Below are 24,179 nucleotides of genomic sequence, written 5' to 3' on the forward strand. Positions count from 1 at the left end.
GCGGAGACAACACGACATGATCACCGGCAGAAAGCTCCTCCAGTTCACCGCAGCCGCACTGGCGCTGGCCGTCTCGGCCACGGCCCTTGCACAGACCGCCTACCCCGCCAAGCCCGTGCGCTGGGTGGTCGGCTACCCGGCCGGCGGCGGCACCGACTTCCTCGCGCGCACCGTGGGCGCGCAGGTCTCGCAGCAGTTGGGCCAGCCGGTGCTGGTGGACAACCGCCCCGGCGCGGGCGCGATCATCGCGTCGGAGAACGTGGCGCGCTCGCCGGGCGACGGCTACACCGTGTTCTCGGCCGACAACGGCGTGCTGGTCTACAACCCCGCGCTCTACAAGAAGCTGCCCTACGACGCCGAGAAAGACTTCGCGCTCGTCGGCATGATGGGCCGATCGCCGCTCATCATCACGGCCGCGCCGAACGCAGGCATCGCCGATGCGAAGGCGCTGCTGGCCGCGCTCAAGGCCTCGCCCGGCAAATACAGCATCGCGACGCCGGGCACCGGCAGCCCGCACCATCTTGCATACGAACTGTTCCAGCGCGAGGCCGGCGTGTCGATGCTGCACGTGCCCTACAAGGGCGGCGCCCCTGCCCTGCAGGACCTGATGGGCGGACAGGTCGCGCTGATGATGCTCGACCTGCCCAGCGGCGTGAGCGCCGTCAAGGCCGGCAAGGTGATCCCGCTGCTGGCCATGTCGGGCGAGCGCGTGCCGCAGCTGCCCAACGTTCCCACCGCCAAGGAACTCGGCTTCGCCAACGTCGAGGCCTACACATGGCAGGGCCTCGTGACACCCGCGGCCACGCCGAAGGAAGTGCAGGCGAAGCTCGGCAGCGAACTTCAGAAGGCCATGGCCGATGCCGGAGTGAAGCAGAAGCTCTACGACGCCGGCTGGGAGGCACGCCCCGCCGACGCCACCGAAATGACGCGCTACACCGACTCGGAGCGCAAGAAATGGCACGCCCTCATCAAGGCGCGCGACATCAAACTGGACTGACTGAACCGGACTCTCTTCATGCAACAGATCGACCATCTCATCGGCGGCAAGTCCGTCAAGGGCTCGGACTACTTCGAGACCGTCAACCCCGCCACGCAGGAAGTGCTGGCCGAAGTCGCTTCGGGCGGCGAAGCCGAAGTCAACGCCGCCGTGGCCGCCGCGAAGGAAGCCTTTCCCAAGTGGGCCGGCATGCCAGCACCCGAGCGCGCGAAGCTCATCCGCAAGCTCGGCGACCTGATTGCGAAGAACGTGCCCGAGATCGCGCAGACCGAGACCAACGACTGCGGCCAGGTCATCGCGCAGACCGGCAAGCAGCTGGTGCCGCGCGCGGCCGACAACTTCTATTACTTCGCCGAGATGTGCACGCGCGTGGACGGCCACACCTACCCCACGCCCACGCACCTGAACTACACGCTGTTCCATCCGGTGGGCGTGTGCGCGCTCATCAGCCCGTGGAACGTGCCCTTCATGACGGCCACCTGGAAGGTCGCGCCCTGCCTGGCCTTCGGCAACACCGCCGTGCTGAAGATGAGCGAGCTCTCGCCGCTGACGGCAGCTCGCCTGGGTGAGCTGGCTCTGGAAGCCGGCATTCCACCCGGCGTGCTGAACCTGGTGCACGGCTACGGCAAGGAAGCCGGCGAGCCGCTGGTGGCTCACCCCGACGTGCGCGCCATCTCGTTCACCGGTTCCACCGCCACCGGCAACCGCATCGTGAAGAGCGCGGGCCTGAAGAAGTTCAGCATGGAACTCGGCGGCAAGAGCCCCTTCGTGATCTTCGAAGACGCCGACCTCGACCGCGCGCTCGACGCGGCCGTGTTCATGATCTTCAGCAACAACGGCGAGCGCTGCACGGCCGGCTCGCGCATCCTGGTGCAGCAGTCGATCTATGCCGACTTCGCCGCGAAGTTCGCCGAGCGCGCGAAGCGCATCACGGTGGGCGACCCGCTGGACGAGAAGACCATCGTCGGCCCGATGATCTCGCAGGCCCACCTGGCCAAGGTGCGCAGCTACATCGAGCTGGGCCCGAAGGAAGGCGCGACGCTGCTGTGCGGCGGCCTGGAAGCTCCGTCGAACCTGCCCGACCGCGTGAAGAAGGGAAACTACGTCGCGCCCACCGTGTTCGCCGACGTCGACAACCGCATGAAGATCGCGCAGGACGAGATCTTCGGCCCAGTGGCCTGCCTGATTCCGTTCAGGGACGAGGCGCACGCCATCGAGCTCGCCAACGACATCCAGTACGGCCTGAGCAGCTACGTGTGGACCGAGAACATCGGCAAGGCGCACCGCGTGGCCGCCGCCGTGGAAGCCGGCATGTGCTTCGTCAACAGCCAGAACGTGCGCGACCTGCGCCAGCCCTTCGGCGGCACCAAGGCCTCGGGCACGGGCCGCGAAGGCGGCACCTGGAGCTACGAAGTGTTCTGCGAGCCGAAGAACGTGGCGGTGTCGCTGGGCTCGCACCACATTCCGCACTGGGGCGTGGCGTGAGCATGCAACGCCGCACGCTGCTGCAAGGCGCGGCTGCATTCGCGGCCCTGCCCTCGCTCGCTCGCGCACAGGGCACATGGCCCGCCAAGCCGATCCGCGTGATCGTGCCCTTCACGCCCGGCGGCACCACCGACTTCGTCGCCCGTCTCGTCGGCACCGAGCTGTCGAAGACGCTGGGCCAGCCGGTGATCGTCGACAACAAGCCCGGCGCGGGCACGGTGATCGGCGTGGACGCTGCGGCCAAGGCCGCGCCCGACGGCTACACCTTCGTCTGCGTGGCCAACAGCTTCACGGCCAACCAGACGCTGATCCGCAAGCTGCCCTACGACACGCAGAAAGACCTGCGCCCCGTGGCGCTCATGGGCATGTCGGAACACGTGCTGGCCACGCACCCCAACAGCGGCCTGAAGACGCTGGCCGACCTGCGCAACCAGGCGAAGGCCAAGCCGGGCACGCTGAGCTTCGCCTCCTTCGGCAACGGCACCTCGGCCCATCTCTCGGGCGAGATGTTGAAGCTGCAGATGGGCCTGGACATCGTGCACGTTCCCTACAAGGGCCAGGGCCCGGCGCTCACCGACCTGCTCGGCGGGCAGGTGACGATGATGTTCGGCAACTGGCCGGAGTTCCGCGGCCACATCCAGAGCGGCAGGCTGGTCGCGCTGGGCATGGCGACCGCGCAGCGCTCGCAGTACGCACCGGCCATACCCACACTGGCCGAACAGGGTGTGCCCATCGAGTCCAATTCGTGGAACGGCCTGCTGGCCCCGGCCGGCACGCCCGACGCCGTCGTGCAGCGCATGAACGCCGAGGTGAACCGCGCGCTCGCGGGTCCCGCCGTGACCGATGCCTTCCACAAGGGCGGCATCGCCTCGCTGTCGGGCACTCCCGAGCGCTTCGCGGCCTTCATCCAGAGCGAGATCGCGAAGTACGGCGACGTGATCCGCAAGGCCAACATCCAGATCGAGGGCTGAACGATGAGCCTCTATGCGATGCAGAAATTCCTGTTCGCGCTCAACCGCGAGCCGGAAGTGCAGCGGCGCTATGCCGAAGGCGGCGCTACGCGCGCGGCGCTGCTGGGCGCCTACGACTTCACGGACGAGGAACGCGAAGCCATCGACACCGGCGATATCGGCAAGCTCTACGTGCTCGGCTGCAACGGCCAGCTGCTGATGCACTTCGCGCCGCTGCTGGGCATCCCATGGGCCGACTACCTCGAGGCCATGCGCGAGGGTGTGCGCAAGTACGGCCCGGTGCGCGCGGGCATCTACGCAATGACAACGGGCACGGACGAAAAGGTGGCAGGCGTATGAGTCTCGTATTCGCAGGCGTGTGCAGCCACGCCCCTGGCATCACCGGCCGCGCGCATCTTGCCGACCCTGCCGTGAAGGACGAGTTCCACGCGCAGTTCCATCGCTTCGGCGAGGCGATGCGCGCGACGAAGCCCGACGCGGTGATCGTGATCGCCGCCGAGCACTTCGCGAACTTCTTCATGAACAACATGCCGGCCTACGCGATCGGCATGGCCGACAGCTACGAAGGCCCCATCGAAGACCCGAAGTGGCTGGGCATCGAGAAGCACCGCATCCCGGGTGACGCCGCGCTGTCGCAGCGGCTGATCCGCGAGGTGATGCAGACGGTGGACGTGGCCTATGCGGAGGAATGGAAGTTCGACCACGGCATCATGGTGCCGCTGAACTTCCTCACGCCGAAGTTCGACACCAAGGTCATCCCCGTGAACATCAACTGCCAGGGCCCGCCGCTCACGCCGCTGCACCGCGCCTGGGCCTTCGGCGAGGCATTGCGCCGCGCCTGCGACAAGGTACCCGAGCGCATCGCGCTGGTGGGCACGGGCGGCATCTCGCACTGGCCGGCCACGCCCGACTCGGGCAAGGTCAACGCCGAGTGGGACGCGGAGTTCATGCGCCGCTGGTGCGCCAACGACCGCGAGACGCTGCTCTCGCAGGCCGACTACGGCGACGAGGCCACCTACCGCGAGGCGGGCCAGGGCGGCTTCGAGATCCGCACCTTCATCAGCGTGGCGGCGGCCGCGCGCGGCAAGGGCGAGATCTTCCACATGAAGGCGATCCCGATCTTCGCGGTGACCTGCACGGCCGCGACGATGTCGGTGGAATGAACGGAGAGCTGCACCCATGCCCCATCTCGTGATCCTCTACACGCCGAACATCGAGGCCGAGACCGACATGTCGGCCCTGTGCCGCACGCTGGCCGACACCATGCTGAAGCAGCGCGACGAGGCCGACAAGCCGGTGTTCCCCATCGGCGGCACGCGCGTGCTGGCCTACCCCGCCGCGCACTATGCGGTGGCCGACGGCAAGGCCGACTACGCCTTCGTCTACCTCAACATCCGCATGGCCGCCGGGCGCTCCGAGGCCGTGAAGAAGAAGGCCGGCGACGAGCTGCTGGCCGACGTGCGCTCGCATTTCGCGCCGATCTTCGAGAAGCGCCACATCGGCATCACGCTGCAGATCGACGAAAGCCCGGGGCAGGTGTACGACGGCAAGCACAGCAACCTGCATCCGCTGTTCAACAAGAGCTGAACGACGACAAGAGAAGAACGGACCCACATGCTCTCCAAAGCCACCATCGCCCAACTGGCCGCCGAGCTGCACGAAAGCGAGAAGTCGCGCGTGCAGGTCGAGCACTTCTCCAAGCGCTTTCCCGAGATGACCGTCGAGGACGGCTACGCCATCTCGCGCGAATGGGTGAAGACCAAGATCGCCGAGGGCCGCACCGTGAAGGGCCACAAGATCGGCCTCACCTCGCGCGCCATGCAGCAGTCGAGCCAGATCGACGAGCCCGACTACGGCACGCTGCTGGACGACATGTTCTTCGAGCAGGGCGGCGACATCCCGTTCAAGCGCTTCATCGCGCCGCGCATCGAGGTCGAGCTGGCCTTCATCCTCGGCAGGAAGCTGCAGGGCCCGAACGTGACCATCTTCGACGTACTGGCCGCCACCGACTACGTGGTGCCCGCCATCGAGATCATCGACGCGCGCATCGAGCAGTTCGACCGCCACACCAAGGCCCCGCGCAAGGTGTTCGACACCATCTCCGACAACGCGGCCAATGCCGGCATCGTGATGGGCGGGCGGCCCGTGAAGCCCGACGCGGTGGACCTGCGCTGGGTGAGCGCGCTGCTCTTCAAGAACGGCGTGATCGAGGAATCGGGCGTGGCCGCGGCCGTGCTCAACCACCCGGCCACCGGCGTGGCCTGGCTTGCGAACAAGCTCGCGCCCTGGGACGAATGCCTGGAGGCCGGTGAAGTGGTGCTGGGCGGCTCGTTCACGCGGCCGACCACCGCCGTGCCGGGCGACACCTTCCATGCCGACTACGGTCCGCTGGGCTCCATCTCATTCCGCTTTGTCTGAAGAGAACACCATGCACACCCCCATCAACACCTTCAAGCAGGCCCTCGAGGCCGGCAAGCCCCAGATCGGCCTTTGGGTCGGGCTGGCCGACGGCTACGTGGCCGAGATCCTGGCCGGCACCGGCTACGACTGGCTGCTGGTCGACGGCGAGCACGCGCCCAACGACGTGCGCTCGGTGCTCGCGCAGCTGCAGGGCATTTCCAGCGCATGGTCGGCGCAGGCCGAGGCAGACCGCTCGCACCCGGTCGTGCGCATTCCGGTGGGCGACACGACGCTGATCAAGCAGTACCTCGACATCGGCGCGCAGACGCTGCTGGTGCCGATGGTCGACACGGCGGAGCAGGCCGCGCGGTTGGTGCAGGGCATGCGCTACCCGCCCGAGGGCATCCGCGGCATGGGCAGCGCGCTGGCGCGTGCCTCGCGCTGGCAGGCCTACCCCAACTATCTGCACGAGGCCAACGCGCAGACCTGCCTGCTGGTACAGGCCGAGACGGTCGAGGCGATGAAGAACCTCGACGCCATCGCGGCCACGCCGGGCGTGGACGGCGTGTTCATCGGCCCGGCCGACCTGTCGGCCTCGATGGGCTTCGTGGGCCAGCCCAACCACCCGGAGGTGCAGGCGGTGATCGCCGACGCCATCGCGCGCATCCTCAAGGCAGGCAAGGCGCCGGGCATCCTGTCGACCACCGAGGAGCAGGCGCGCAAGTGGCTCGCGGCCGGCGCGCTCTTCGTGGCGGTGGGCGTGGACACCATCGTGCTGGCGGCGGCGGCGAAGCAGCTGCTGGCCAAGTACAAGGCGGCGCCCGGCGCGGCCTCGCCCAACGGCTACTGATCTCTTTTCTTCTTCACACGGGAGCACTCGCCATGCAACGCATGACCCTCGCGGCCCTGGCCGCGGCAGCCACCCTGTTCCTCGCCGCCTGCGCGCCCATGGGCGGCGGCAAGCAGGGAACCACCGCCCAGCAGGAAGCCAACCGCCAGGCCGTGCTCGCCTTCTACGAGAAGGGCCTCAACCAGAAGGACGCCGACGCGGCCCTGCAGTACGTGGGCAACCGCTACGTGCAGCACAACCCCACGGCGGCCGACGGCCCCGAGGGCTTCCGCAAGTTCATCGCCTTCCTGCGCGAGAAGTTCCCGAACTCCAGGAGCGAGATCAAGCGCAGCTTCGTCGACGGCGACTACGTGATCCTGCACGTCAACGCGATCCGCGAGCCGGGCACGCGCGGCAGCGCCATCGTCGACATCTTCAAGCTGGAGAACGGGAAGATCGTCGAGCACTGGGACGTGGTGCAGCCGGTGCCAGAGACCGCCGCGAACAAGAACGGCATGTTCTGACCCACCTTCTTCTTCCACGACCAGCCAGCCCCGACGCCAGCCGATGACCACGCCCGACGATCCGAACCGCAGCAACAGCGGCAACAAGCGCTTCCGCTCCGCCACCATCCGCGAGGGCACGATCCGCGCGACCACGCGCAGCTTCCTGCACGCGCTGGGCCAGGACGACGAGGACATCGCGCGCCCGCACGTGGGCGTGTTCCACACCGGCGGCGAGATGAGCCCGTGCAACCTCAACCTGCGCGAGCAGGCGCAGCACGCCAAGACCGGCATCTACGCCGGCGGCGGCACGCCGCACGAATGCCCGGTAGTGTCGATCAGCGACGGGCTGACGATGGCGCACTCGGGCATGCGTTTCTCGCTGATCTCGCGCGAGCTCATCGCCGACAGCGTGGAGGCCTCCACGCGCGGCCACCAGTGGGACGGCATCTTCGCCATCGGCGCCTGCGACAAGAACCTGCCGGGGCTGATGATGGGCATGGTCCGCTGCAACGTGCCCAGCGTGTTCGTGCACGGCGGCTCGGCGCTGCCGGGCCAGATGCCGGGGCCCGACGGGCAGGACCTGAACGTGGTCGACACCTACGAGACCATCGGCAAGGTGCTGGCCGGCACCGCCACGCACGACGAGCTCGACGCCATGAGCCGCGCCTGCCTGCCCACCGCCGGCGCCTGCGCGGGGCAGTTCACGGCCAACACCATGGGCATGGTGTCGGAGGCGCTGGGCCTCGCGCCCATCGGCTCCAGCATGGTGCCGGCCGTGTTCAGCGAACGCGCGCCGCTGATGCGCCGTGCCGCCAAGACGCTGATGAAGGCGGTGTTGGGTGACGGCCCGCTGCCGCGCGACATCGTCACGCGCAAGGCGCTCGAGAACGCCTGCGCCATCGTCTCGGCCACCGGCGGCTCGACCAACGCGGCGCTGCACCTGCCGGCCATCGCGCACGAGGCGGGCATCAAGTTCCACCTCGACGACGTGGCCGAAATCTTCGCGCGCACGCCGCTCATTGCCGACCTGCGCCCGGGCGGCAGGTACCTGGCGCGCGACGTGTTCTACATCGGCGGGGCGGGCGTCATCCTGCGCACGCTGCTGGAGCAGGGCTTCCTGCACGGCGACGCGCTCACCTTCACCGGCCGCACGATGGCCGAGGAACTGGCCGGCGCCCTCGCGCCCGACGGCCGCGTGGTGCGCGAGGCCGGCAACCCGATCACGCGCGACGGCGGGCTGGCGGTGCTCAAGGGCAACCTGTGCCCCGACGGCGCGCTACTCAAGACGGCCGGGCTCAAAGGCCTCGTGTTCCGCGGCCCGGCACGCGTCTTCAATTCGGAGGAAGAGGCGCAGACGGCCGTGCAGAACCGCAGCTACGAGGCGGGCGACGTGATAGTGATCCGCAACGAAGGGCCCAAGGGCAGCCCCGGCATGCGCGAGATGCTGGGCATCACCGCCCTGCTCTACGGCCAGGGCATGGGCGACAAGGTGGCGCTGCTGACCGACGGGCGCTTCTCGGGCGCGACGCGCGGCCTGTGCATCGGCTACGCGGGGCCCGAGGCGGCGGACGGCGGCCCGATCGCGGCGCTGCGCGACGGCGACATGGTGTCGATCGACGCGCGGGCGGAAGCGCGCTCGATCACGGTCGATCTCGCGGCCGAAGAAATCGCTGCGCGGCTCGCCGGACGTGAGGTAAACGCGGGGGTCGCGCGCGGCGGCCTGCTGGAAAAATACGCGCTCACCGTGCGCCCTGCCCACCAGGGCGCCGTGACCCACTCGGGCGCGGTCACCTGGCTGCGCGACGAGTCCTGATCGACCCTCCATAACCACCGTCCGGAGAGAGACACCATGAGCTTCACGCGCCGCCAGATCCTGCAGACCACCAGTGCATCCGCCTTGATGGCCAGCCTTGGCCAGAACGTCTTCGCGCAGGCGACGACGAACATCGAGACCGCGACCATCGTCACCGGCTTCGCGGCCGGCGGCACGTCCGACACCACCTGCCGCCGCCTGGCGACGAAGCTCGGCGGGGACTACGCGAAGACCGTGGTGGTGGAGAACCGCACCGGCGCGGGCGGCCAGATCGCCGTGGGCTACGTGAAGGGCAAGCCGGCCGACGGCAGCACCATCCTGCAGACGCCGACCTCGATCCTCACGATCTACCCGCACATCTACAAGAAGCTGCCGTACGACCCGATGGTCGACATCACGCCGGTCAGCCTGGCCTGCATCTTCGACTTCGGCTTCGCCGTGGGCCCGGCCGTGCCCGCCAGCGTGAAGACCGTGCCCGAGTTCCTGGCATGGGCCAAGGCGAACCCGGCAGGCGCCAACTACGGCTCGCCGGCCGCCGGCTCCACGCCGCACTTCATCGGCGCTCTGCTGGGCAAGAAGGGCGAGGTCGAGCTCAAGCACGCGGCCTACCGCGGCACGCAGCCGGCCATGCTCGACCTGCTGGGCGGCAACATTTCGGCGGTATCGGGCCCCATCGGCGACATCACGCAGCACCTGCCCACCGGCAAGGTGCGCATCCTGGGCGTGTCGGGCGCCAAGCGCAGCCGCTTCGCGCCCGAAGTGCCCACCTTCGGCGAACAGGGCCTGAAGGACATGGCGCACAGCGAGTGGTTCGCCTTCTTCCTGCCGGCCAAGGCCTCGCCCGAGCTGGTGGCGAAGCTGAACGCCGCGATGAAGAGCGCGCTCGCGCAGAAGGACGTGATCGACGGCCTCGGCACCTTCGGCCTGGAAGCGATGTCTTCCACGCCGGCCGAGCTGACCGAACTGCTGAAGAAAGACACCGCCAAGTGGGCGCCGATCGTGAAAGAGGTCGGCTTCACCGCGGAGGGTTGAAACACATGAAGGAACTGCCATGAACACACTCGCCAATCCCGTGCCATCGTCGACCTCGGCGCTGGTCCATCCCTCGATCCACCCGGACGAGCGCGCCGCGCGCGAAGAGCTCGCGGCCTGCTATCGCGTGTTCGCGATGCTGGGCTGGACGGAGATGATCTACAACCACATCACCGTTCGGCTGCCCGACAGCGTGACGGGTGGCGAGAAGCAGTTCCTCATCAATCCCTTCGGCCTGCACTACAGCGAGGTCACGGCCAGCAACCTGGTGAAGATCGACCTGCAGGGCAAGGTGCTCGACGGTTCGTCGTACCCGGTGAACCCGGCCGGCTTCACGGTGCATGCGGCGATTCACGACGGCCTGGAAGGCGCGCACTGCGTGATGCACACGCACACCACGGCCGGCGTGGCCGTGGCCTGCCTGCAGGGAGGCCTGCAGCAGACCAATTTCTATACGGCGCAGCTGCACGGCATGGTGGCGTACCACGACTTCGAGGGCATCACCATCCATGCCGACGAAGGTCCGCGCCTCTTGAAGAGCATCGGCGACCGCAACGCGGTGATCCTGCGCAACCACGGCCTGCTGGCCTGGGGGCAGACGCTGCCGCAGACTTTTGCCATTCTTTGGACGCTGCAGCGCGCTTGCGAGATCCAGATGGCGACCTTCTCGATGGGCCAGGCGATTCCGGTGAGCGAGGAGATCGCGCGGCGCTGCACGCGCGACGCACTGCAGTTCAGCCCCGAGCACGGCGCGGGCCAGGACGTGTTCAATGCGCTGGTGCGGCAGGTGGACCGCATCGATCCTTCCTACCGCAACTGAACCGGAACGACCCAAGCTCATGAAGATCTGCATCTACGGCGCCGGCGCGATCGGCGGATGGATCGGCGTCGGCCTCGCCCAGGCGGGGGAGCGCCTCAACGTGGTGGCGCGAGGCGCCACGCTCGAAGCATTGCAGCGCGACGGCCTGTCGCTGATGCGCGGCGACGTGCGCACGCGCGTGCCGGTCAACGCGGTGGCCGACCCCGAGGCCCTGGGCGTCCAGGACCTGGTGGTCATCGCGGTGAAGGCGCCCGCGCTGGCTGGCGTGGCCGAGCGCATCGGGCCGCTGATCGGCGCCGACACCATCGTGCTGGTGGCGATGAACGGCGTGCCGTGGTGGTTCCTGGAAGGCGGCTTCGGCGGCCCGATCACCGGCCACCGCCTCGCGGCCGTGGACCCCGACGGCGCCATCGCGCGCGCCATTCCGTCGCGCAACGTGGTCGGCTGCGTGGTGCACGCGAGCTGCTCGCTCGACGCGCCGGGCGTGGTCCGGCATCACTTCGGCAACGGGCTGATCATCGGCGAGCCCTCGGGCGAGGCCACGCCGCGCGTGCAGAAGCTGCTGGCGCTGCTGAAGAGCACCGGCATCGACACCACGCTGTCGCCGCAGATCCAGAAGGACGTGTGGTTCAAGCTGTGGGGCAACATGACGGTGAACCCGATCAGCGCCCTCACCGGCTGCACCACCGACCTGATCATGGGCGACGACTACGTGCGCGGCTTCATCTCGGCGGTGATGCTGGAGGCCAAGGAGATCGGCCGGCGCATCGGCATCGAGATCACCCAGAGTCCGGAAGACCGGCACGAGATCACCAAGAAGCTGGGCGCGTTCAAGACTTCCATGCTGCAGGACGTGGAGGCCGGGCGCTCGGTGGAACTGGACGCGCTGGTGACGGTGGTGCGCGAACTGGGCGAGCTGACGGCGGTGGCCACGCCGTTCACCGACGCGCTGCTCGGCCTGGCGCGCCTGCGCACGCGGCAGCTCGGGCTGTACTGATCCCCGGGGCGGGATCGCCGATCGGGGCCGGCCGGCGCCAGTCAGGCCGCGCACAGGTTCGGCTCGCAGACTGAAGAACGACGGGTTGGGGGTTGCGGGGGGCCGCAAACCCTGTACACCCGCGTTTCTTCTTGGGCTATCCTCTCGCCACTCAAAATGCACGTAGCGATTTATTACACACCACCAAGGCTGCCTGCATGTCTGAGAACAAGGGGAGACGGATGCGTTTGATCTTCATCGAGCTGCTGGTGGCGCTGGTGTTGCTGCCCATCAGCGGCCTGTTCTGGTGGTGGGCCTTCGGCATGGGCGGCCTCGCCGTGGCCGGCTTCGTGGTGGTTGCCGGCGGCGCGCTCTACCTCGTCGTGCGGGGCGTGCGCTCGGCCAAGAACCAGCTCGGCCACCCCGGCGACGACCGCGAGCAATGAGCCGCGGGGCCTGCAACGGGCCCCATTTCGCAGCCCGGCACAGAAACATTCGCATTCAATTCGCCGGGGTTCGGCACAATATTTCTCCTGTATTTGGCGCCTCGAGCGGCAGTGGCAGCCGCTCATGAACCCTTTTTTCTGATTTATCCGATCCTTTGCACCGGTCGGCCCCGGTTTCAATGATCGGTAATATGAAACATATTCCGGCTCCAGGAATTGCGGGCATCAACAGGCAATACAAAAGTCTTGCCCGGCTCCGAGCAAATCAGAACCCGTACGGAATACGCTCCAGATTAGCCTGAAATCATTCTTCGGCTTCATGGAACGCCATTGCACGCAGTTGGTGCTTTCAGCCCCGTCGAGGGGCGCTCAATTTCCGGATTAATTAGAAAAACGTACTGTCTGCCGGATTCCGCAGCATTCCAGTCGATCATTGCCTCGCCGAAGCCATTTGTTGCCTCCGGCAGGCACTTTGATGTTCCCGGCCCACGGCTTGTCAGCCGCCTCCTACCGGGACACATTTCTTTACAAATTCGAACGCAATATCAAAAACCCTATACAACCTGACTTTGTGGATCGAAAACCACAATCTCCCGGCTGTGCGGGGTAATAAATAGGTCGCAATTTCCGGCCTTCGGAACAGCCTGCAAAACGGGCATTCCTCGCCTCATTTCCCCAGTGAAAACAGACAGGCGACAGGCCTGCCGGAACATGACCCTGTGGCTGGCGTGGTCGACGCACGAATAGACACGTCACTTGCGTCTACTCCACCAAAAAGTTGCCTTGCGAAGGCAGCGACAATTCGCGCTCTCGCCGACCTGCCGATAAATCGTCGACTGCCCGGAATAAACCTCCCTCAATAAAAAGAATTAACCGGCGCAATCGATGCCAAATCAGGCTCGGGCTTTGCATGTGCAATCGCAGTTTTTGAAATAACCAAGTTCGCAATGGAGTTCCATTTGACCCGCTACCTGTACCTGACGGGGTGGATCGCCGCCCTGGCCGGTGCGCTGGCGCTTCAGGGCTGCGCGCCGGGCTTCGGCTCGGTGGTGGCCTACGAGCCCGACCAGAGTCCCGCGCCGGCCCTCGCGGCCGACGGCATGCCGGCCGAAGGCGGGCTGGTGCCGATCTCGCCGAGCCTCATCCGGGCCATGGCCGACGCGCGACCCACTGCCGTTCCGCCGGACGTGAAGGCGCTGTTCGGCGAAGCGCCGGTCTACACCATCGGGCCGGGCGACGTGGTGGGCGTGGTCGTCTACGACCACCCCGAGTTGCTGCCCCACGCCGGCGCCGTGATCTCCCAGCAGGTGGACCCCACCGGCATCAGCGTGGCGCCCGGCTTCATCGTCGACGCCTCGGGACAGATCAGCTTTCCGTACATCGGGCGCGTGAAGATGCAGGGCCTGACCGAGATCGAGGCCTCCGACCTGATCGCCAAGCAGATCGCCAGGTACATCAAGGATCCGCAGGTGACGGTGCGCATCCAGTCCTTCAGAAGCCGCCGCGCCTTCGTGGAAGGCGAGGTGAACTCGCCGGGGCTGCAGATCTTCACCGACGTGCCGATGACGCTGGCCGAGGCGCTCAACCGCGCCGGCGGCATCACGGCCGCGGGCGACCGCTCGTTCATCACGCTCACGCGCGGCGACAGGACCACGCTCATCGACCTGCCGAAGCTGCAGGACATCGGCGTCGGCGCCAGCCGCATCCCGCTTCAGAGCGGCGACGTGGTGCAGGTGCGCAACCGCGACGAGAGCAAGGTGTTCGTGATGGGCGAAGTGCTCAAGCCTTCCGCGCTGACCATGCACAACGGCAAGCTCAGCCTCAACGAGGCGCTGGGCGAGGCCGGCAGTGCGAACCTGGGCACCGCGAACACGGGGCAGATCTACGTCGTGCGCAACGGCGGCGGCAGCAACGACGCCGGCGGCGCCAGGAGCACGCCGGCCGTCTTCCATCTCAACGCGAAGAACCCCGCCGCGCTCGCGCTGGCCGACCGCTTTCCGCTGCAGCCGCGCGACGTGGTCTACATCGACTCCGTGCCGCTGGTCACCTGGTACCGGGTGGCCAGCCTGATCCTGCCGGCGACCCAGGCGCTCTACAACAGCGACCAGGTCTACATGAACCACCGATGAGATCCGTGCTGACCGTCTGCATCGGCAACATCTGCCGAAGCCCCATGGCCGAGGGCCTGCTCGCGGCGGGACTGCCGGGGCTGCGCGTGTTCTCCGCGGGCACCGGTGCGCTCATCGGCAAGCCCGCCGACGCCAAGGCCCAGGCGCTCATGAAGAAGCGCGGCCTCGACATCTCGGGCCACGTCGCGCAGCAGGTGAGCCAGCTGCTGTGCCGGCAGGCCGACCTGATCCTGGTGATGGACCGCGATCAGCGCCGCCACCTCGAGTCGACCTACCCCTTCGTGCGCGGCAAGGTGTTCCGCATCGCCGAATTCGACGGGCACGACGTGCCCGATCCCTATGGAAAAGACGAAGCCGCGTTCGAGCACGCCCTGGCGCTGATCGATGCCGGCACCCGCGCATGGATCGACCGCATTCTGAAAATCACAAAACCCGAGCAGCAAACGACATGAACGCAACCCAGCAAGCCGCGCTGCCGCTGCAAGCCATGGAAGAGGATGGTGATGGCATCAACCTGGCCGAGTACCTGGACATCCTGATCGACAACCGCTGGCTCGTCGCGGCCATCGCCGTCGTGGCCGTGCTGCTGGGCACGGCGTACGCCTTTCTCGGCAAGCCGGTCTACGAAGGCAACGTCGCGGTGCAGGTCGAAGACTCCGGCAACTCGGCCGGGAGCTTCCTGGGCGATGCGGCCTCTTCGCTGCTGAGCGTGAAGACGCCGGCCGCGGGCGAGATCGAAATACTTCGCTCGCGCGCCATCCTCGGCAAGGCGGTGGAGAACACCAAGCTCTACATCAGCGCCCGGCCGCGCTACGCGCCCTTCGTGGGCAGCTGGCTCGCGCGCCGCGCCACCGAGCTTTCGGACCCCGGCTTCATGGGGCTCTCGGGCTACGTGACGGGCACCGAGAAGATCCTCGTGCCGAAGTTCGACGTGCCCGTCGACTTCGAGGACAAGAAGTTCACGCTGACCCTCGGCACCGACGGCCAGTACGAGCTGAGCAACCCGGACATCGACACACCCATGAAGGGCCGCATCGGCACCCTGATGGAAGCGAAGGTGCCGGGCGTTCCCAACGGCAACCTGAGCCTGATGGTCACGAGCATCGAGGCCAAGCCCGGCGCGCAGTTCGTGCTCGTGCGGTCTTCGACGCAGCTCACGCTGCTGGCGCTGCAGGACGCGCTCAAGGTGGTCGAGAAGGGCAAGCAGTCGGGCGTGCTCGACGTGAGCTGGAAGAACCCCGACGCCGAGAAGCTCACGCAGCTGCTCAACGAGATCGGCCGGCTCTACGTGCGCCAGAACATGGAGCGCAAGGCGGCCGAGGCGGAGAAGACGCTGGGCTTCCTCGACGGAGCCCTGCCGCAGTTCAAGAAGCAGCTCGAGCAGTCGGAAGACATCTACAACCGCTACCGCAACCAGAACGGCACCGTCAGCCTCGACGACGAGGCGAAGAACGCGCTGACCCAGACGGTCGACCTGCAGTCCAAGCTGCTCGAGGCGGAGCAGAAGCGGCGCGAGCTCACGTCGCGCTTCACGAGCGAGCATCCCAACGTGCAGACGCTGGACGCGCAGGTCGCCGCCTGGAAGAGCGCGCTGGCCACCGTCGACGCGCGCATCCGCAAGATGCCCGAGCTGCAGCAGAACACGGTGCGCATGCAGCGCGACATCAAGGTGAACACCGACCTGTACGTGTCGCTGCTCAACAGCTCGCTGCAGATGCGGCTGGCCAAGGAGGGCAAGGTGGGCAACGTTCGCCTGCTCGACGAGGCCATCGTTCCGGAAGAACCGGTGTGGCCCAAGCGGCCGCTGGTCATCGCGCTGGCGGCGATCCTCGGGCTGGCCGCCGGCTTCGGCGCCGCGATCGCGCGCAGCTCCTTCTTCGGCGGCATCCGCAATCCGGCCGAGATCGAGAACCACACCGGCCTCAACGTCTACAGCAGCGTTCCGCTCAGCGCCGCGCAGCGCACCATCGACAGGAACATCGAGAACAAGCTTGCCGGCAAGCACGTGCTCGCACACCTTCAGCCGGAGGACCCGGCGGTGGAAAGCCTGCGCAGCCTGCGCACGGCGCTGCAGTTCGCGATGCTGGAGGCGACCAACAACCGCCTGCTCATCTCGGGCGCGACGCCCGGCGTTGGCAAGACCTTCATCTCGGTCAACTTCGCGGCGATCACCGCGGCCACCGGAAAGCGCGTGCTGCTGATAGATGCCGACCTGCGCAAGGGCCGGGTCAGCCAGTTCTTCTCGATCCCGCGCTCCTCCGGCCTGTCGGAACTGATCGCCGGGACGCTGGACTTCAAGCAGGCCATCCGCCCCGCCGTGCTGCCCAACCTGGACATCATGACCACGGGGGTGCTGCCGCCGAACCCGGCGGAGCTGCTGACCAGCGAGTCCTTCGTGCACGTGCTGGAAAAGCTGTCGCCGCAGTACGACCTCGTGGTCATCGACACCGCCCCGGTCCTGGTGGCCGCCGACACCGCCTCGGTGGCGCCGCTCGCCAGCACCCTGCTGCTCGTGGCACGAGCCGAAAAGACCCAGCTGGGCGAATTGAACGAAACCGTCAGAAGGCTCGCCCATGCGGGCAGAACTGTAAATGGCGTAATTCTGAATGCTATTGATTTAAGCCGCCGCCACGCTGGAAGCGGGGGTTACAAATACGGCGCTTACAAACAGTTGCAATACACATACAATACCAACAGGGATTCCACTTAGACCGACTGAATTGGAGTTAAATTCAAAATCATGCGACGGATTTCAGCCTGGCGCATCGATTAAATACTCAAATAGTATTCGGAATAAAAAGGCATTACAAATGACTGCTAGTTCATTCGTATTGCCTTCATCGAGTCATTTGGCCGCGCAATAGTTTCTGCACCGCAGACACTAAGAGGCATTTGTGCGGGTAGTGTCGGCCAAAAATACAGGGCCATAACCGAGGATCTGCGGGCATTTGCCCGCATGAGGAAAGGTGCGTCAAAAATGAAAGCATTTCGACGGGAAATCTTGTCGCGCTTCAAATCCGGATGGAAAAACCCCATGGGCAATCTCCGTCCCGAGGAATCGCTCGTACCGCAAGGCTGGGATATCTCCGAGGCCAGCGGTGAAATGGCCCGCGGCGGCTCGCAATCCGGAATCAGCCATTCGCCATTGCTGAAGGTCGCGAAAAGATCGGTGGATATCGGCGCCGCTCTTTTCTTCTTTGCCGCCTTCGGCTGGCTTTTCGTGCTGCTCGGCCTGTGCGTTTTCGCCAGTTCCGGCGCACCGGTGCTCTATTACCAGCCGCGATACGGAAAGAACGGACGGGTATTCCGCTTCTACAAATTCCGCTCGATGATCGCCAATTCGGCCCAGGTGCTGGAAGAGCACCTGAAGAACAATCCCGAGGCGCGCCGCCAATGGGACGAATACCAGAAGCTGGACGATGACCCGCGCATCACCCGGTTCGGCAAATTCATCCGAAAGACCAGCCTCGACGAATTGCCGCAATTCTGGAACGTGCTGATGGGCGACATGAGCCTGATCGGCCCCCGCCCCTGCATGCTCGAGCAGAAGGAGCTCTATGGCCACAACTGGTCGCATTACTGCGCCGTGCGGCCCGGAATTACCGGCCTCTGGCAGGTCAGCGGGCGCAACCAGCTGACCTACAACGCTCGCGTCGCGCTCGACGTGAGATATGTCGAGACCCTTTCCGTCGGGAAGGACGTCGACATCTTCTTCAGGACCATCTGGGTGGTTGCTGCCGGTCACGGGTCGCGATGAATCTCGTCGGTCCCGGGTGATCGGCTCCGGCCGGATCGGTCGGAGTCCGTCTTCCACGGAGTCCGCGCCGCAAGGCCGGACAGACCTTCTTTCGCTTTGCAAATGATCGGATTGGAATCCACATGCGGATGAGCCACGCCATTCCAGGTCCGGCCGCGACACCACGAACAACAACAAGAAGAGGCACGCGCCGCTTCAACCAGTACTCGATTGCCGGAGTGCTGATCGTGTTCGTGTACGTGATCATCTATGCGTATTTCCGGGAAATGCTTCCCGAGAAATGGAGCGTCGATTCGGCAAAGATCCTCGAGATCCTGAATTACGGCGGAACGGACGAAATGGACAATTCGTTCGCCGTCACGGCCGCGCTGTTCAGCATCATCGGATCGGAAAACCTCGACGTCTTCACTTGCATCAGCAGCGCGATATTTCTTTTCTTCGCGACGCACAAGATCCGCAGGGCCGGCGATTTCTTTTCGCGGCTGCTGCTGATCGCGCCCTGCATCATGCTGAACATGTTCGCTCCGTCAAAAGAGACGGTGGTGCTGCTCATGACCATGTGCATCACCGTGACGACGATCTATTTCCGGACTTCCAGATTTTTCACCATCGGGGCCTTTCTCGGTCTTTATGCGATTTATGGCGTTTTCGTCCGCAATTACTATTTGCTGATCGTCGGCGTATTCTTCATCGTCCATTACCTCTGGCGGCGCCCGCTCAAATACCACGTGCTGGCCGCCATCGTGATCGCCGGCGCGGTTCTGGCCGCGCCCTCCAGTCTTTTGCAGACGCTGCAATCGCCGCGCGACACCTCCAATGCCTATGCGGAACAGATCGGCAGCGACAACCGCACGGCATTCACCAATATCGCGTCGCCCGCCACCGGCCCCGGGTTCCTGGTGAATTACGTCTATGCGGCAACGGTGCTGATCACGCCCGTCATCTATTTCCAGACGCCGAGCGACGCGTTCATGCAATTGATGATCTTCGCCATGCTGCTGATCCTCTACAAGGCGCGGCGAAGGTCCAGACGGCAACCGGAGCAATTCGAGCCCCGTTTCTTCGGCAGTCTTTTCGTCGCGCACATCCTCGTTCAATTGATATTCGAACCGGACCTCGGCAGTTTCACCAGGCATCTGACTTCCGTGATGCTTTATCTGATCGCCATCAAGGTTTCCGGAAACAAGCCAATTCAAAGATGAAAAAAATCCTGATTTGCGCGGTGCCGTTCAGCGACAACCTGGGCGACGGCGTCATCGCGGCGTCGCTGGCCCACATCGCGGACATGAAGTACCCGGGCGTGAAGATCGAGTTCCTCGACATCGCCGGGCGCGTCGCGTTCGACGAATCCAACCTGCGCGGCGGCGGCGCGTTCGGCGTCTTCCAGAAGCTGCCCTCGGTGCTGCGCTCCGCAATCGTTTTCGCGTACTGCCTGAAGAACTACCTGCTGAACTGGCGCAGGCAATGGCAGGCAGCGGTGGCCGATGCCGACCTGGTCATCGTCGGCGGCGGCCAGCTCTTCTGCGACGTGGCGCTGAACTTTCCGTCGAAGCTCTTCTTCCTGGGCAGGCTGCTGCGCGGGAAGAAGGTGGCCGTGGTGTCGGTCGGGGTCACGGCCAGATGGTCCTTCTGGGGAAAGCTGCTCGTGGGCAAGTTCCTCCAGAACGCCGCGCCGGTCTTCTACGCCACGCGCGACGTGGATTCGGCGAACAACCTGCACGCCTTCTTCCGCATTCCGCGCAGCCGGATCAGCGTGGTTCCCGACCCGGCGCTGGTCTGCGCGAGCGCCTTCTCGGAAGAGCTCTCGCCCGAGAAGAAGTGGGACGTGGGCATCTGCGTCAGCAGCCTCGATGCCCTGGTGATGAATTCCGAGTACGGAAGCACGCGCACCGTCGGCTCGGCGGAGTTCTTCTCGGGCCTGGCCGAAGCGCTGCAGGCCGAAGGCGCCCGGGTGCTGTACTTCACGAACGGCGCGTCGGAGGACAACAAGGTCCTGGCCGAGATTTCCTCCCGCGCCACGGCGGCGAACTTCTCGTTCGCCGTTCCGAAGCGCCCCGACGACCTCGTCACGCTGATCAGCGCCTGCTCCTGCATCGCCGCCCACAGGCTGCACGCGAACATCGTCGCCTACAGCCTGGGCATTCCCTCCCTGGGCATGAATTGGGACAAGAAGGTCGAGTCCTTCTTCCAGCTCACGAACCGCACCCAGCACCTGTTCGGCCTCTCGCCCCGGCACGACGAGCTGAAGGCCTCCGTGCTGGCACTGCTCCAGGCACGAAACGACCGCGAGCGGCTGCACGAACTGCAGTCCGCCGTCATCGCCGGAACCCACGCATTGATCTGAGCCGAGGAGTGAATTCCATGAAAGTCCTGCACGTCGCGGAAACACTCAAGGGCGGACTGGAGACCTATCTCCGGATCGTCTCGAACTTCCAGCGGAACTCGCCGGAAATCAGCCAGGTGAAGTTCATCCTGCCCGGCAACGTCGACTGGCTGAACCCCGAAAGCGCCCACGTGGTGCCCACCGCGCGCAGCCCGCTGTCGCTGGTGGGCTACGCCGCGCGCGTGAAGAAGATCATCGAGACGGAGCGCCCCTCGGTGCTGCACCTGCACAGCTCGATCGCGGGCGGCATCGTGCGCTCGATGGCGCTGCTCGGTCAGATCCCCAGCGAGGTGAAGATCGTCTACTGCTCCCACGGCTGGGCCTTCGACCAGGCGGCGTCGCGCTACAAGAAATCGGCCTACCGCTGGATCGAGCGGCTGCTGTCCTCGCGCAGCGACGCCATCATCTGCATCAGCCGCCACGAGGTGCGGATCGCGTCGAAGTCGGGCATCCGGCGGTGCACCTGCATTCCCAACGGGATCGACTCCGTGAGCCCCGCGCCGGCGCGCCTGCCGCTTCGCGACGGCGAAGCCGGGCCGCGCACGATCCTCTTCGTCGGCCGGCTCGACCGGCAGAAGGGCATCGACCTCCTGCTCGATGCCTACGCCAGGGTCAGGCCCGACTTCAGGCTGATCGTGGTCGGCGACTCGGTGCGCAAGGACCTCCAGCTCGCGCAGCCCGCGCGGGTGGAGTTCAAGGGCTGGCTCGAGAAGGACGCGCTCGACGCGGTCTACCAGTCCTGCGACGCCATCATCGTTCCGTCGCGCTGGGAAGGCTTCGGCCTCGTCGCCGTCGAGGCGATGGCCAGGAGCAAGCCCGTGTTCGCATCCGCCGTGGGCGGCCTGGTCGACATCGTCGAGAACGACCGCAGCGGCCGGCTCTTCGAGCTGGACCACATCGACCAGATGCTGCGCGAGATCGACCGCATGCCCGAACTGGCCCTGCGGCAGATGGGGCAGACGGGGCGAAGGATCTTCGAGGAGAAGTTCACCTCGCAGCGCATGAACACCGCCATCGTCGATCTGTACAAGGAATCGGTGCTGCCATGAAGACCGCCATGACCTCCAGGACTTCCGGCCCTCTTTCCCGCAGGCTCGCCGGATGGCTCGGCGCCCTGCTCGTCGCGGCCACCGCGGTCACCGCGGCCGGGCCGGCCGCCGCACGGGGCATCGGCACGCTGAGCTCGGAGTACCCGGTCGCGCTAAGCGTGCAGATCGACCCGGCGACCATCACCGACGACGACCTGCGCGAGATCCGCGCGTCCGGTTTCGAGTTCGTGCGCTTCGGCGTACGGCCTCCGCTGAAGAGCGTCAACCCCACGCTGATCGACTACCCGAAGCTCATCCAGCGCGTGCGCAAGGCCAGGCTCGACGCCATCGTGACGCTGTTCGGCGGCAAGGAAATCTGGGGCCACGAGCCCGGCGACCTGCGCCGCGGCCCCGGCAATGCCAGCAAGGAAAGCCTGTTCGCCGACTTCGCGGGCGACTTCATCAAGGCGCATTCGGCCGACGTCGCCGTCTGGGAAGTCTGGAACGAGCCGGACCTCAAGACCTTCCTGCGGCCCGAGCTGGTCCCGGAGTTCGGCGCGGCCTCGTCGGCGCTTTGCAGCAAGCTGGAGCAGCAGCAGATCCGGCCGAACATCATCATCGGATTCGGCTTCGCGAAGCTGCCCTTCGTCGGCGGCAGCAACGGCAAGGTGCCTCCCGAGCTGGAAGACGCCTTCGTCTCGGCCGCCAAGAGCGACTGCCTGACGGACATCTCGATCCATCCCTACCGCTCGGTGCCCGAGACGGCGCTGGCCGACTACGAGAAGCTGCGCGTGCAGCTCGACCGCCGCCAGCTGAACAAGACCGGCATCGTCGCCTCTGAATGGGGCTATGCCTCGTACATGCCGGTGCGCAACCAGGGCGCGCAGGCCGCGCTGGTCTTCAGGGAATACCTCATCAACGTCGCCGCGGGCATCAAGCTGCTGAACCTCTATTCGTGGCGCGACCGCGGCGACTCCTACTTCTCGAAGGAAGACAACTTCGGCCTCAAGTCGAAGGGCGGCGAGAAGAAGGAGGCCTACTCGGCGCTCACCGAATTCCTCAAGATCGTCCGGCACTCGCAGAAGGTGTCGTACCAGGATGCCGGCGGCACGAGCCGGCTGGTGCTGCGCCGCGGCCAGTCGCTGCTGAACGTGGTGTGGACGCAGGGCGGCGAGAAGACCGTGTCGGTCCCCGCCGGCGCGAACGGCAGCAAGTGCACGCGCGTCGACTTCTTTCCCCAGATGCGCGAAGGCAGCTGCGGCAGCCGCTCGGGCGAGGGGTTCACCGTCAAGGCGACGTCAAGTCCCGTATTGCTTTCGATATCGGACTAGGTGGAATGAAACGTCTGTCCGGTCTGGCAAGGCGCCTCGGTGGTCCGGTCTTCGCCGTTGCCGACCAGTGCATCTACAGCGCGAGCCAGCTGCTGCTGAGCTTCGCCCTCGCGCGCGTGCTCTCTCCCTCCGATTTCGGCGTGGCCTCAGCCTTCCTGGCGGTGGTCAGCTTCCAGTACATCCTGCACATGGCGATGGTGCACGAGCCCCTGCTCATCCGGCGCTACTACGTCGACCGGTCCACCGCGTGGCTGGCGTGGGCGCTGGTGGTCCTGTTCTCCCTGCTCGGCTACCTGGCCTGGCAGATAGCGGCCTTTCCGGGGCAGCTGCAATGGGTGGGCGCGGCCCTCATCGTGGGCTACGAGATCTTCTGGATCTCGCGCAGCCTGCTGCTCGCGGGGCGGCGCTACGGCGTGCTGTGCGTCTCGGGCGCGCTCATCGCGGCGGGCTATGTCGTCGTGCTGAACGCCGAGAGGCCGGCGAGCTGGAAGGAAGCCCTGCTGCTGGTTTCCGTTCTCCAGATCCCGTTTCTCTTCCTCGTGCTGCGCAACGTGAGGAACACGGTTCAACCGCTGCCGGCGGCCAGGGACGCGCAGGGCCTGACGGTCGGCGAATCGATGGCCTACGGCTGGAAGGCCAGCCTCTCGCAGTTCATGAGCTGGATCATGACGGGCGGCGCCATCCTGCTGCTGGGCTCCTCGGCCGATGCCGAGCAGGGCGGCCTGCTCAAGATCTACATCACCTTCCTGCTGCCCATGCAGTACGTGCTGTCGGCGCTGGGCTACTACCTGCTGCCGCAGCTGGCGGCCAACTGGAAGTCGGCACAGGAGGCGCAAAGGAAGAAGTCCTTCCGCGACTTCGCCGGCTTTGTGCTGCTGGGCTTCGTGGTCGCCGAGGCCGTGGGCGTGGTGCTGGGCCTGCTGGGCCCTCGCCTCGTCGTGCTGGCCTTCGGCGCGAACTACAGGGGAATGGATTTCTCGCCCTTCTTCTACGCGCCCGCGATCTTCGGCCTGACGATGTGCCTGCGCACCGGCTTCAGGGCAGCCTCGCGGCCCGGCGCCCTGCTGCTGTGCTCGGTGATCGGCGCGGTGGTGTTCGCCGTCGCGATGCTCGCGGCGGGCACGCCCGTCTCCTACATCCAGACCGTCCACGCCATGACGTGGGGCTTTGCCTGCATGGCCGCACTGATGATCGCCTGGCTGTTCTTCCTGATGCGGGCGAAGAACGGGGAGCAACGCGCCTGAACCCGTTAGGGACCGGCGCTGGAGGAGATCCT

The 24,179-nt window shown here is 66.1% G+C and carries 23 protein-coding genes; all 23 read left to right on the plus strand.

Going from position 1 to position 24,179, the window contains the following annotated elements; all coding sequences use genetic code 11:
* Positions 1–16: 16 nt before the first annotated feature.
* The 23 genes from EJP69_RS21610 to EJP69_RS21720 all read left to right on the plus strand — a co-directional run bounded on the left by EJP69_RS21610 (position 17) and on the right by EJP69_RS21720 (position 24,147).
* Positions 17–997: a Bug family tripartite tricarboxylate transporter substrate binding protein gene (locus tag EJP69_RS21610; protein WP_126472452.1), complete on the plus strand. Its 981-nt coding sequence runs from the start codon at positions 17–19 to the stop codon at positions 995–997.
* A gap of 18 nt (positions 998–1,015) precedes the next feature.
* Positions 1,016–2,482, plus strand: coding sequence for a 5-carboxymethyl-2-hydroxymuconate semialdehyde dehydrogenase (hpaE, locus tag EJP69_RS21615; RefSeq protein ID WP_093301285.1), 1,467 nt, complete (start codon positions 1,016–1,018; stop codon positions 2,480–2,482).
* Between the two features lie 2 nt (positions 2,483–2,484).
* Entirely contained in the window at positions 2,485–3,453 is a 969-nt protein-coding gene (locus tag EJP69_RS21620) for a tripartite tricarboxylate transporter substrate binding protein (protein ID WP_126472523.1), read from the plus strand.
* A gap of 3 nt (positions 3,454–3,456) precedes the next feature.
* Positions 3,457–3,792 carry an aromatic ring-opening dioxygenase subunit LigA gene (locus EJP69_RS21625; protein ID WP_093301282.1) on the plus strand — a complete coding sequence of 112 codons (336 nt, stop codon included), beginning with the start codon at positions 3,457–3,459 and terminating at the stop codon, positions 3,790–3,792.
* Positions 3,789–4,616 (plus strand): DODA-type extradiol aromatic ring-opening family dioxygenase, encoded by an 828-nt coding sequence (locus EJP69_RS21630; RefSeq protein WP_126472453.1) that lies wholly within the window; start codon positions 3,789–3,791, stop codon positions 4,614–4,616. Before EJP69_RS21625 ends, EJP69_RS21630 begins: the two co-directional genes overlap by 4 nt.
* 16 nt (positions 4,617–4,632) lie before the next feature.
* On the plus strand, positions 4,633–5,040 hold the full coding sequence (locus tag EJP69_RS21635) for a 5-carboxymethyl-2-hydroxymuconate Delta-isomerase (RefSeq protein WP_126472454.1): 408 nt from the start codon (positions 4,633–4,635) through the stop codon (positions 5,038–5,040).
* Positions 5,041–5,067: 27 nt separating this feature from the next.
* A complete protein-coding gene (hpaH, locus tag EJP69_RS21640) occupies positions 5,068–5,871 on the plus strand; it encodes a 2-oxo-hept-4-ene-1,7-dioate hydratase (protein WP_126472455.1) in 804 nt (267 codons plus the stop codon).
* A gap of 10 nt (positions 5,872–5,881) precedes the next feature.
* Positions 5,882–6,703 carry a 4-hydroxy-2-oxoheptanedioate aldolase gene (hpaI, locus tag EJP69_RS21645; RefSeq protein ID WP_126472456.1) on the plus strand — a complete coding sequence of 274 codons (822 nt, stop codon included), beginning with the start codon at positions 5,882–5,884 and terminating at the stop codon, positions 6,701–6,703.
* A 32-nt stretch (positions 6,704–6,735) separates the two neighbouring features.
* Positions 6,736–7,206 (plus strand): nuclear transport factor 2 family protein, encoded by a 471-nt coding sequence (locus tag EJP69_RS21650; RefSeq protein WP_126472457.1) that lies wholly within the window; start codon positions 6,736–6,738, stop codon positions 7,204–7,206.
* Between the two features lie 43 nt (positions 7,207–7,249).
* Positions 7,250–9,001: a dihydroxy-acid dehydratase gene (ilvD, locus tag EJP69_RS21655; RefSeq protein ID WP_126472458.1), complete on the plus strand. Its 1,752-nt coding sequence runs from the start codon at positions 7,250–7,252 to the stop codon at positions 8,999–9,001.
* A gap of 36 nt (positions 9,002–9,037) precedes the next feature.
* On the plus strand, positions 9,038–10,033 hold the full coding sequence (locus tag EJP69_RS21660; protein WP_093301272.1) for a Bug family tripartite tricarboxylate transporter substrate binding protein: 996 nt from the start codon (positions 9,038–9,040) through the stop codon (positions 10,031–10,033).
* A gap of 19 nt (positions 10,034–10,052) precedes the next feature.
* Positions 10,053–10,853, plus strand: coding sequence for a class II aldolase/adducin family protein (locus EJP69_RS21665; protein WP_093206823.1), 801 nt, complete (start codon positions 10,053–10,055; stop codon positions 10,851–10,853).
* A gap of 19 nt (positions 10,854–10,872) precedes the next feature.
* Complete coding sequence (locus tag EJP69_RS21670; RefSeq protein ID WP_093206821.1) at positions 10,873–11,850, plus strand: 2-dehydropantoate 2-reductase; 978 nt, start codon at positions 10,873–10,875, stop codon at positions 11,848–11,850.
* Between the two features lie 221 nt (positions 11,851–12,071).
* Positions 12,072–12,275 (plus strand): hypothetical protein, encoded by a 204-nt coding sequence (locus EJP69_RS21675; RefSeq protein WP_170217205.1) that lies wholly within the window; start codon positions 12,072–12,074, stop codon positions 12,273–12,275.
* Positions 12,276–13,222: 947 nt separating this feature from the next.
* A complete protein-coding gene (locus EJP69_RS21680) occupies positions 13,223–14,404 on the plus strand; it encodes a polysaccharide biosynthesis/export family protein (RefSeq protein WP_093206820.1) in 1,182 nt (393 codons plus the stop codon).
* Positions 14,401–14,856, plus strand: coding sequence for a low molecular weight protein-tyrosine-phosphatase (locus EJP69_RS21685; protein ID WP_093301269.1), 456 nt, complete (start codon positions 14,401–14,403; stop codon positions 14,854–14,856). The genes EJP69_RS21680 and EJP69_RS21685 overlap by 4 nt, the downstream gene beginning before the upstream one ends.
* Entirely contained in the window at positions 14,853–17,114 is a 2,262-nt protein-coding gene (locus EJP69_RS21690) for a polysaccharide biosynthesis tyrosine autokinase (protein ID WP_093301267.1), read from the plus strand. The genes EJP69_RS21685 and EJP69_RS21690 overlap by 4 nt, the downstream gene beginning before the upstream one ends.
* 267 nt (positions 17,115–17,381) lie before the next feature.
* Positions 17,382–18,161 (plus strand): sugar transferase, encoded by a 780-nt coding sequence (locus EJP69_RS21695; RefSeq protein ID WP_240652256.1) that lies wholly within the window; start codon positions 17,382–17,384, stop codon positions 18,159–18,161.
* A 128-nt stretch (positions 18,162–18,289) separates the two neighbouring features.
* Positions 18,290–19,363 (plus strand): hypothetical protein, encoded by a 1,074-nt coding sequence (locus tag EJP69_RS21700; RefSeq protein ID WP_240652257.1) that lies wholly within the window; start codon positions 18,290–18,292, stop codon positions 19,361–19,363.
* Entirely contained in the window at positions 19,360–20,505 is a 1,146-nt protein-coding gene (locus EJP69_RS21705) for a polysaccharide pyruvyl transferase family protein (protein ID WP_126472459.1), read from the plus strand. Before EJP69_RS21700 ends, EJP69_RS21705 begins: the two co-directional genes overlap by 4 nt.
* Positions 20,506–20,522: 17 nt before the next feature.
* Positions 20,523–21,593, plus strand: coding sequence for a glycosyltransferase (locus EJP69_RS21710; RefSeq protein ID WP_093206814.1), 1,071 nt, complete (start codon positions 20,523–20,525; stop codon positions 21,591–21,593).
* On the plus strand, positions 21,590–22,903 hold the full coding sequence (locus EJP69_RS21715) for a glycoside hydrolase 5 family protein (RefSeq protein WP_240652258.1): 1,314 nt from the start codon (positions 21,590–21,592) through the stop codon (positions 22,901–22,903). Before EJP69_RS21710 ends, EJP69_RS21715 begins: the two co-directional genes overlap by 4 nt.
* Before the next feature lie 5 nt (positions 22,904–22,908).
* Positions 22,909–24,147 (plus strand): lipopolysaccharide biosynthesis protein, encoded by a 1,239-nt coding sequence (locus EJP69_RS21720; RefSeq protein WP_126472460.1) that lies wholly within the window; start codon positions 22,909–22,911, stop codon positions 24,145–24,147.
* Positions 24,148–24,179 lie beyond the last annotated feature (32 nt).

Origin of the sequence: Variovorax gossypii, from assembly GCF_003965815.1 — a bacterium.
Lineage (GTDB): Bacteria > Pseudomonadota > Gammaproteobacteria > Burkholderiales > Burkholderiaceae_C > Variovorax > Variovorax gossypii.

Bases quoted from the DNA above. Each gene is read 5' to 3' on its own strand.
- EJP69_RS21610 (WP_126472452.1), top strand. From the start codon at position 17: ATGATCACCGGCAGAAAGCTCCTCCAGTTCACCGCAGCCGCACTGGCG.
- hpaE (WP_093301285.1), top strand. From the start codon at position 1,016: ATGCAACAGATCGACCATCTCATCGGCGGCAAGTCCGTCAAGGGCTCG.
- EJP69_RS21620 (WP_126472523.1), top strand. From the start codon at position 2,485: ATGCAACGCCGCACGCTGCTGCAAGGCGCGGCTGCATTCGCGGCCCTG.
- EJP69_RS21625 (WP_093301282.1), top strand. From the start codon at position 3,457: ATGAGCCTCTATGCGATGCAGAAATTCCTGTTCGCGCTCAACCGCGAG.
- EJP69_RS21630 (WP_126472453.1), top strand. From the start codon at position 3,789: ATGAGTCTCGTATTCGCAGGCGTGTGCAGCCACGCCCCTGGCATCACC.
- EJP69_RS21635 (WP_126472454.1), top strand. From the start codon at position 4,633: ATGCCCCATCTCGTGATCCTCTACACGCCGAACATCGAGGCCGAGACC.
- hpaH (WP_126472455.1), top strand. From the start codon at position 5,068: ATGCTCTCCAAAGCCACCATCGCCCAACTGGCCGCCGAGCTGCACGAA.
- hpaI (WP_126472456.1), top strand. From the start codon at position 5,882: ATGCACACCCCCATCAACACCTTCAAGCAGGCCCTCGAGGCCGGCAAG.
- EJP69_RS21650 (WP_126472457.1), top strand. From the start codon at position 6,736: ATGCAACGCATGACCCTCGCGGCCCTGGCCGCGGCAGCCACCCTGTTC.
- ilvD (WP_126472458.1), top strand. From the start codon at position 7,250: ATGACCACGCCCGACGATCCGAACCGCAGCAACAGCGGCAACAAGCGC.
- EJP69_RS21660 (WP_093301272.1), top strand. From the start codon at position 9,038: ATGAGCTTCACGCGCCGCCAGATCCTGCAGACCACCAGTGCATCCGCC.
- EJP69_RS21665 (WP_093206823.1), top strand. From the start codon at position 10,053: ATGAACACACTCGCCAATCCCGTGCCATCGTCGACCTCGGCGCTGGTC.
- EJP69_RS21670 (WP_093206821.1), top strand. From the start codon at position 10,873: ATGAAGATCTGCATCTACGGCGCCGGCGCGATCGGCGGATGGATCGGC.
- EJP69_RS21675 (WP_170217205.1), top strand. From the start codon at position 12,072: ATGCGTTTGATCTTCATCGAGCTGCTGGTGGCGCTGGTGTTGCTGCCC.
- EJP69_RS21680 (WP_093206820.1), top strand. From the start codon at position 13,223: ATGGAGTTCCATTTGACCCGCTACCTGTACCTGACGGGGTGGATCGCC.
- EJP69_RS21685 (WP_093301269.1), top strand. From the start codon at position 14,401: ATGAGATCCGTGCTGACCGTCTGCATCGGCAACATCTGCCGAAGCCCC.
- EJP69_RS21690 (WP_093301267.1), top strand. From the start codon at position 14,853: ATGAACGCAACCCAGCAAGCCGCGCTGCCGCTGCAAGCCATGGAAGAG.
- EJP69_RS21695 (WP_240652256.1), top strand. From the start codon at position 17,382: ATGAAAGCATTTCGACGGGAAATCTTGTCGCGCTTCAAATCCGGATGG.
- EJP69_RS21700 (WP_240652257.1), top strand. From the start codon at position 18,290: ATGAGCCACGCCATTCCAGGTCCGGCCGCGACACCACGAACAACAACA.
- EJP69_RS21705 (WP_126472459.1), top strand. From the start codon at position 19,360: ATGAAAAAAATCCTGATTTGCGCGGTGCCGTTCAGCGACAACCTGGGC.
- EJP69_RS21710 (WP_093206814.1), top strand. From the start codon at position 20,523: ATGAAAGTCCTGCACGTCGCGGAAACACTCAAGGGCGGACTGGAGACC.
- EJP69_RS21715 (WP_240652258.1), top strand. From the start codon at position 21,590: ATGAAGACCGCCATGACCTCCAGGACTTCCGGCCCTCTTTCCCGCAGG.
- EJP69_RS21720 (WP_126472460.1), top strand. From the start codon at position 22,909: ATGAAACGTCTGTCCGGTCTGGCAAGGCGCCTCGGTGGTCCGGTCTTC.